The sequence below is a fragment of the Pseudomonas sp. URMO17WK12:I9 genome, assembly GCF_900230165.1.
Taxonomy (GTDB): domain Bacteria; phylum Pseudomonadota; class Gammaproteobacteria; order Pseudomonadales; family Pseudomonadaceae; genus Aquipseudomonas; species Aquipseudomonas fulva.
This window is the reverse complement of record NZ_OCMQ01000022.1, coordinates 1-8,767: the sequence shown is the minus strand read 5'-3', so window position 1 is coordinate 8,767 and position 8,767 is coordinate 1. Positions and strand designations below refer to the sequence as shown.

The 8,767-nt window shown below is 66.7% G+C and carries 2 protein-coding genes; both read left to right on the top strand.

Going from position 1 to position 8,767, the window contains the following annotated elements; translation table 11 throughout:
• On the top strand, positions 1 to 627 hold a 627-nt coding region (locus tag CRP40_RS21620), incomplete at its 5' end, for a phosphopantetheine-binding protein (protein ID WP_033695136.1).
• Positions 624 to 8,767 (top strand): non-ribosomal peptide synthetase (locus CRP40_RS21615; protein WP_141400924.1); only part of this gene is annotated, 8,144 nt, incomplete at its 3' end. The genes CRP40_RS21620 and CRP40_RS21615, both read left to right, overlap by 4 nt.

The window sequence follows — 8,767 nt, the reverse complement described above, 5'->3', positions numbered from 1 at the left end:
TTCGGTCAGCGCCCAGGCGGGCGGCTGTACCGCACAGGCGACCTGGCGCGGCACCTGCCGGACGGCAACCTCGAATACCTGGGCCGTAACGACGACCAGGTGAAGTTGCGCGGGCTGCGTATCGAACTGGGTGAAATCCAAGCGGCCATGACGGCTGTCGAGGGCATCAAGGAGGCCGTGGTCATCGCCCGCGACCAGCGCTTGATTGCCTACTACACCGGCGCTCAACAACCGGTGGACGCGCTTCGCACGGCCTTGCTGCACGTATTGCCGGACTTCATGGTACCGGCGCTGTTCATGCACCTTCAGGCCTTGCCGCTGAGCCCCAACGGCAAGCTCGACCGCAAAGCATTGCCCGAACCCGACGCACTGCCGGAGCGCCCGTTCGAAGCCCCCGAAGGGCCGACCGAGACCCTGATGGCTGCACTGTGGTGCGAGCTGCTTGAGGTGGAGCGGGTAGGGCGGCACGACAACTTCTTCGAGCTGGGCGGGCACTCGCTGCTGGCCGTCACCCTGACTTCAAGGTTGCGCGAAGCGGGCCTTGAAGCCGACGTGCGGGCCCTGTTCGACCAACCGACACTGGCAGGCTACGCAGCCATCACAGACAGAATGGAGATCGTCCTGTGAGCATCAACCAATTACTGGCCACACTGGCCGACCACGACGTGCAGCTGGCGCTCAAGGATGGCCAACTGGTGGTGCAGGGCAACCGGCAGGCACTGACCGACGGCGCCCTGGTGGCCCAGTTGCGGGCCCACAAACCGGCGCTGGTGAGCCTGATCGAACGCGGCGAATATGTGGCTCGCAAGCACGGCCCGGTGGCGGTGCCACCCAACCTCATCGCACCTGGGAGCACGCACATCAGTGCAGCGATGCTCAACCTGGTGACCCTGGACCAGGCCGCCGTGGACCAGGTGGTCGCTGCCATCCCGGGCGGGGCGCCCAACGTGCAGGACATCTACCCGTTGGCGCCCCTGCAGCAGGGCATGCTGTTCCACCATGCCCGCGCCGAAGGCCACGACCCGTATGTGATGCAAGCGCGCTTCGCCTTTGCCAGCCAAGCACGTTTCGACGCCTTCGCGCAGGCGCTGCGCGGCGTCATCGCCCGCCATGACATCCTGCGCACGTCGGTACACTGGGAAGGCTTGGCCCAACCTCTGCAGGTGGTCTGGCGGCACGCTGAGCTCGCGGTGCTGACGCTGGCGGACCCGGCGACCGACCGGGACTGGATCGACTTGACCCAGGCACCCCTGATTCGCCTGCTGCGCGAGCCCGCTCAGGCAGATGGCACGTTACACGCCACCTTGCAGTTCCATCACATCGCCCTGGACCACAGTGCACTGGACGTGGTCCGGCAGGAGCTGATCGCCTTTCTGACCGGCAACGGCGCGCAGCTCGGGGCCGCGGTACCGTTTCGTGACTACGTGGCTCAAGCCGTGCTTGGGGTCAGCGAGGCCGAGCACGAAGCCTTCTTCCGCGACATGCTGGGCGACATCGACGAGCCGACCCTGGCCTACGGGCTTGCCCAGGTACAGGGTGGCGACTCGGTGCATGAGGAGCATCAACTCGACTTGCCGCTGGCGCTGTGTCAGGGTTTGCGCAGCCATGCACGCACCCTGGGGGTAAGCGTTGCCAGCCTGTTCCACCTGGCCTGGGGGCGCGTGCTGGGCGGGCTGACCGGGCGCGATCAGGTCGTGTTCGGCACGGTGCTGATGGGGCGCCTGCTCGGCGCACAAGGCACCGACCGGGCCCTGGGCATCTTCATCAACACCTTGCCATTGCGGGTGGACCTGGCGGCGGCGAACCTTGAAGGCGCTATCCATGTGACCCACAAGCGCCTGACCGCCTTGATGCGCCATGAACACGCGCCACTGGCCCTGGCCCAACGGTGCAGTGGCGTGGCCGCACCTGCGCCGCTGTTCAACAGCCTGCTCAATTACCGGCACAGCGCTGTCGGCCCGGCTGAGCCGCGCCGGGCAGCGTTGGCCGGCATCGACATCATCGACTCGGTAGAAGCCACCAACTACCCGCTGACCTTGAGTATCGACGACCTGGGTGAGGGGTTGCGCCTGACCTTGCTTGCCGACACCCAGGTACCGGCGCAACGTGTCTGCGCCTATCTACGGCAGACCCTGGAGAGCCTGTTGCACGCGCCGCAGGCGGCGGTACTCGACCTGCCCATGTTGCCTGCCGCCGAGCGTCAATGGCTGCTGGACACCTTCAATGCCTCCCACGCCGATTATGACGAGCAGCATACGCTGCACCAGCGTATCGAGCAGCGCGCCCAGCATAGCCCTGATGAGGTGGCGGCGACCTTTGGCGAACGGCAGTTGAGCTACGGCCAACTCAACCGCCAGGCCAATGCCCTGGCGCATCACCTGATCGCCCTGGGGGTGCAACCGGATGACCGCGTGGCGGTGCTTGCCCGGCGCGGCCTGGAAACGCTGGTGGGCCTGCTGGCAGTGCTCAAGGCAGGCGCAGGCTATGTGCCTGTCGATGCTGCCCACCCGGACGAGCGGGTCCGCTACCTGCTCGAAGACAGCGCCCCGGTGGCGGTGCTCACCCAACGGGCGCTGCTGCCGCGGGTCGGTCGAAGCGAACGGCCGGTGCTGCTGCTGGACCAGCCCGACTGGCCGGCCCGGGACGACGATCCTGTCGTCAAAACCCTCACCCCTCGGCACCTGGCCTATGTGATCTACACCTCGGGCTCGACCGGTGAGCCCAAAGGGGTGATGGTCGAGCACCTGACGGTGAACAACCTGGTCGACTGGCATTGCCGCGCTTTCGGCCTGGCCCCGGGCCGGCATACCTCAAGCCTTGCCGGGTTCGGCTTCGATGCAATGGCCTGGGAGATCTGGCCGGCACTGTGCGCCGGCGCAACCGTGCACCTGGCCCCGACGAGCGGCGCCAGTGATGACCTGGACGCCATGCTCGCCTGGTGGCAGGCGCAGCCGCTGGATGTGAGCTTTTTGCCCACGCCTGTGGCCGAATATGCCTTCAATCATCACCTGGAACATCCCACGCTGCGCACCCTGCTGATTGGCGGTGACCGCTTGCGCCAGTTCAACCGAACTCAACGCTTTACCGTGGTGAACAACTATGGCCCCACCGAAACCACGGTCGTGGCAAGCTCCGGCGCCGTGCACGCCGGCTGCGCCTTGCACATCGGCAAACCGGTGGACAACGCCCGGTTGTACGTGCTCGATGCGCGCCTGCAACCGGTGCCGCTGGGCGTACCTGGCGAGCTGTACATCGGGGGTGCCGGGGTTGCCCGTGGTTACCTGAACCGCCCGCAACTGACGGCAGAGCGCTTCGTGCAAGACCCGTTCGCGACCTCGGCCAGTGCCCGCATGTACCGCTCGGGCGATCTGGTGCGCTGGCTTGCCGACGGCTCGCTGGAGTACCTGGGTCGCAACGATGACCAGGTCAAGATCCGCGGCTTGCGCATCGAACCCGGTGAGATCGAGAGCCGCCTGGCGGCCTTGGCAGGTATCGACGAAGCAGTGGTCATCGCTCGCGAAGATCAGCCGGGGCACCCGCGCTTGGTGGCTTATTACACGGTCAGGCCCGACGTGGCCCCGCTCGAACCTGAAGGCCTGCGCGCCCAATTGCAGGCCCACCTGCCCGAGTACATGGTGCCGGTAGCCTTCGTCGCCTTGCCAGCGCTGCCCCTGACCGCCAACGGTAAGCTCGACCGCCGCGCACTGCCGGCACCGGAGCGCACAGCGCTCTTCGAGGTGGGTTTCGAAGCGCCGGTGGGTGAACTCGAACAGGCCCTGGCCCAACTGTGGGCCGAGTTGCTGCACGTGGAGCGGGTCGGGCGGCATGATGATTTCTTCCGCCTGGGTGGGCATTCATTGTTGGCCATGCGCATGGTGTCCCAAGTGCGCGTACGCCTGGGGGCTGAACTGAGCCTGGCAGCATTGTTTGCCGCGGCACAATTGACCAGCGTGGCCAGGCACCTGGAGCAGGCTGGGCGCAGCGAGGTGCCGCCTATCGTGGCCGCAGCGCCAGGGCAGGCCTTGCCCATGTCCTTCGCCCAGCAGCGCCTGTGGTTCCTGGCCCAGCTGGAGGGTGGCAGCCAGGCCTACAACGTCCCCCTGGCCCTTGGCCTGCGCGGTAGGTTGGATGTCGATGCGCTGGAAGCAGCCCTGCTGCGCCTGCTGGAGCGCCACCCGGTGCTGCGCAGCCAGTTCAAGGCCGTGGCTGACAGCGCCGAAGTGGTCATTTGCCCAGTGCCGCAGACAGGCTGGTTGCAACGCGAAGCAGTGACGCCCGCCGCGTTGCCCGCCCGGCTTCAGGCGCTTGCCCGAACCCCCTTCGACTTGGCCTGCGGGCCCCTGGTGCAGGCGCATGTGCTGCGCTTGGACGAGCAGCATCACGTACTGGCCATGACCGTGCACCATATCGTGGCCGATGGCTGGTCCCTGGGCGTGATGACCCACGAGTTGAACCTGCTCTATGCCGCATTGCGTGAGGGCCGGGAGGACCCGCTGCCCGCACTGGCCCTGCAGTACACCGATTACGCCGTGTGGCAGCGTCGATGGCTGACGGGTGAACGCCTGCAACAGCAGCTCGATTACTGGCACCAGACGCTGGAGGGCGCGCCGACGTTGATCAACCTGCCCACCGACCGGCAACGCCCGACGCGGCAGGACCTGGCCGGTGCCAGCGTGCCGGTGCACCTGTCGCCGCGTCTCTCGGCGGCACTGCGCACCTTGGCCCATCAGCACGGTGCGACGGTGTACATGACGGTGCTGGCCGCATGGTCAGCACTGCTGGCGCGCCTGTCCGGCCAGTCCGAAGTGGTGGTCGGCTGCCCGGTCGCAGGACGAGGGCGTGCCGAACTCGAACCCTTGGTCGGGCTGTTCGTCAATACGCTGGCCCTGCGCATCGACCCAAGCGCAGCACCGACCGCGCACGCCTTGATAGGCCAGGTACGCGACCGGGTTCTGCAGGCCCAGGCCCACCAGGACGTGCCGTTCGAACACGTGGTGGAAGTGCTGCGCCCTGCGCGCAGCCTGAGCCATACGCCCGTGTTCCAGGTCAGCTTGAACTGGCAGGCGACCGAGGGTGCCGCGCTGACGCTGGCAGGTTTGCAACTGGAGGCCGTCAACCAAGCCAGCGCTGTGGCCAAGTTCGACCTGACCTTGAACCTGGGGGAACAGGGCGACTGCCTGATTGGCAGCCTGGACTACGCCACTGCGCTGTTCGATGAGGCGACGGTGCGCCGCCACCTGGGTTACTTCGAGCGGCTGCTCCGGGCGATGACGGCCAATGACCAGCAACCGTTGGCCCAAGTAGACCTGTTGGACGCGTCCGAGCGTGATCATCTGCTGTATGCGCTTAACCAGACACACACTGCCTGTCCCCGCGCGTGCAGCGTGACGCATCTGTTCGAGCGACGCGCGGCCGAGCATCCCGCCGCCATCGCCGCGGTGCATGGCGAGCACGTCCTGGGTTATGGCGAGCTCAACCGGCAGGCCAACCGCCTGGCACGCTACCTGATTGCCCAAGGCGTCAAGCCCGCTGCGCAGGTGGCGCTGCTGTTGCCACGCTCCTTCTCCTTGCTGGTGGCCCAGTTGGCCGTGCTCAAGTGTGCGGCCAGCTATGTACCGCTTGACCTGCATGCACCTGCCGAGCGCCAGGCGTTCATGGTGCAGGGCTGCCAGGCCAGCCTCGTGCTGACAGTGGCCACGGTCAATGCACCCCTGGGCCCACGTCGCATCGACCTGGATACCTTGCAGCTTGCACACGGGTCTGGCGATGACCTGGGCCTGGCACCGGCCGCCGACAGCACCGCCTACGTGATGTACACCTCCGGCACGACCGGTCAGCCAAAGGGCGTGTGCGTGCCGCACCGTGGCATCGTGCGCCTGGTGGTGGACAACGGCTATGTCGAACTGGGCTCCAATGACCGCCTGGGCTTCGCCTCCAACCCGGCGTTCGATGCCAGCACCTTCGAGGTCTGGGGCGCGTTGCTCAACGGCGGCCAGGTGCATGTGATCGACCACGCCACGCTGGTCGACCCTGAGCGTTTGGCCTGCGCGCTGCAGGACCAGGCCATCACGGTGCTGTTCCTGACCACCGCGCTGTTCAACCAGTACGTACAGCTGATGCCCCAGCCCCTGGCCGGGCTGCGGGTGCTGATCAGCGGCGGGGAGCGGGCCGAGCCGGCTGCGTTCCGCGCGCTCCTGGCCCAAGCACCTGGCCTGCGCCTGATCAATGGCTATGGCCCTACCGAGACCACCACCTTTGCCGTGACCTGCGAAGTTCAGGCCCTGGCGCCGGATGCAAACCAGGTCCCCATTGGCCGCCCCATCGGCAATACCCAGGTGTATGTGCTGGATGCGTGGCAGCGCCCGGTGCCACAGGGCGTGGTCGGTGAATTGTATGTCGGCGGTGACGGTGTGGCCCTGGGTTATCTGAATCGGCCCGACCTGACCGAACAGCGCTTTGTCCAAGACCCGTTCGGCCAGCAGGCGGGGGCGCGTCTTTATCGCACGGGCGACCTGGTGCGCTGGAATGCCGACGGCCAGCTCGAATGCCTGGGGCGTAACGATGATCAGGTGAAAATCCGCGGTTTCCGTATCGAGCCTGGCGAAATCGAGCAAGTGCTGGCTCAGGCACCCGGCATCGGCGAGGTGCTGGTGATGGCCATGGAGCAGGCCCACGGGCCTCACCGATTGGTCGCCTGGTACACACGCCGTAGCGAGGACCTCGATGGCACGGATCTTCGCGATTACCTGCGCGCCCGACTACCCGATTACATGGTGCCGTCGGCGTTCGTGCCCCTGGTGCGGATGCCGCTGAACAACAACGGCAAGATCGATCGTATGGCGCTGCCGGCCCCGGGGCTGCAGGATCTGTCGACGGTGGTGTTCGAAGCGCCTCGGGCTGGGCATGAGGCTGACCTGGCGCGTATCTGGGCCGATCTGCTTGGGCTCAACACCATCGGCCGGCAGGACCGTTTCTTCGAGCAGGGCGGGCACTCCTTGCTGGCCATGCGCATGCTGGCCCAGGTACGCGAACAGATGGGCTGCGAACTGGCGTTGGCCGACCTGTTCGCCGACGACTGCCTGGCTGCAGTGGCGGCCACCTTGCAAGCCAGCGTGCAGGCCTTGCCGGCCCTGGAACCGATGCCGCGTGAAGAGCGCCTGCCGCTTTCCCTGGCCCAGCAGCGCCTATGGTTCCTGACCCAGATGGCTGAAGCCAGTGCTGCCTATCACATTCCGGTGGCGCTGCACCTGGAAGGGCGCCTGCACCGTCAGGCGCTGGAGCGCAGCCTGCGTGCGCTGGTGGCCCGTCATGAAAGCCTGCGCAGCCGATTCCATGAGCATGACGGTGAACCGTATGTGGCGCTGGCAACCGATACAGAGGCGTTCACCGTGCAGTGGCACCGGGCCTGCGGGCTGGATTCGCCTGGTCTGCAAGCATGGGCCCGTGCCGAGGCCGCGCGGCCCTTTGCTCTGGACCAGGACCTGCCGATACGCGCTCACGTGCTGGACCTCGGTGATGACCGCCACGCGCTGCTACTGGTCGTTCACCACCTGGTGGCGGATGGCTGGTCCCTGGGCATTCTGATCGGCGAGCTCGCGGCGCTCTACCAGGCTTTCGCTACGCACGCCCCCAACCCACTGCCCGCGCTCAGGGTGCAGTACCTCGATTATGCCCAGTGGCAGCAGCGCTGGCTCAACGGTTCGGCGCTGGATGCCCAAGCCGACTACTGGCGCAAGCAGCTCCACGGCTCGCCCGCGCTGCTCAGCCTGCCATGGGACCGGCCTCGTCCGGAGCGCCAGCAATACGCGGGCGACAGCGTCCAGGTCCAGCTCGACCTGCCGTCCAGTGAAGCCCTCAAAGCCGTGTGCACGCGCCATGGCGTCACGCCTTTCATGCTGTTCACGGCAGCGTGGGCAGCGCTGCTCGCTCGCCTGTCCGGGCAGCAGGATGTGGTCATCGGCTCGCCGGTCGCCAATCGACGGCAGAGCCAGGTCCAGGGGATGGTGGGCATGTTCGTCAATGCCCTGGCCTTGCGCCTGGACCTGTCGGGCCGCCCGCCGGTATCTGCGTTGCTGGCGCAGGCCAAGGCCGTGGTGCTGGAGGCCCAGGCCCATCAGGATGTTCCGTTCGAACAGGTGGTGGAGCTATTGCGCCCGCGGCGAAGCCTTGGGCATACGCCGCTGTATCAGGCAACGCTGGACTGGGACGCCAACGCCGGGCATCGGGCCCCTGCGTTTGCAGACTTGCATGTCAGCGCCATGGCTGCCGAGGCCGAAGTGGCCAAGTTCGATTTGAGCTTGAGCATGGGTGAGCGGGCCGGCTGCTTTGCCGGTGGCATCGTGTATGCCACCGCGCTGTTCGACCGCGCCACAATCGAACGCTTCGCCGGTTACCTGCAGCGCGTCCTGCAAACCTTTGCGACCAGCGACCAGGCCATCGTCGCGGACATCGACCTGCTGGCTGGCGAAGAACGCGAGCGGGTGCTGCACGCCTTCAATGCGACCGGCACCGACCATGACCTTGGCTGTACCCTGCACGCGCTGGTCGAGGCCCAGGCGCAGCGCACCCCGCAGACCGTCGCTGTCAGCGCCGAGGAGGGCGAGCTGACCTTCGAGCAGCTCAACGCCCAGGCCAATCGCCTGGCTCACCACCTCATCGCGCTGGGCGTGATGCCCGATGATCGCGTGGCGATCTGCGTTGAACGCAGTTTGTCGATGATGGTGGGGCTGCTCGGAATCCTGAAGGCGGGCGGCGCGTATGTGCCGGT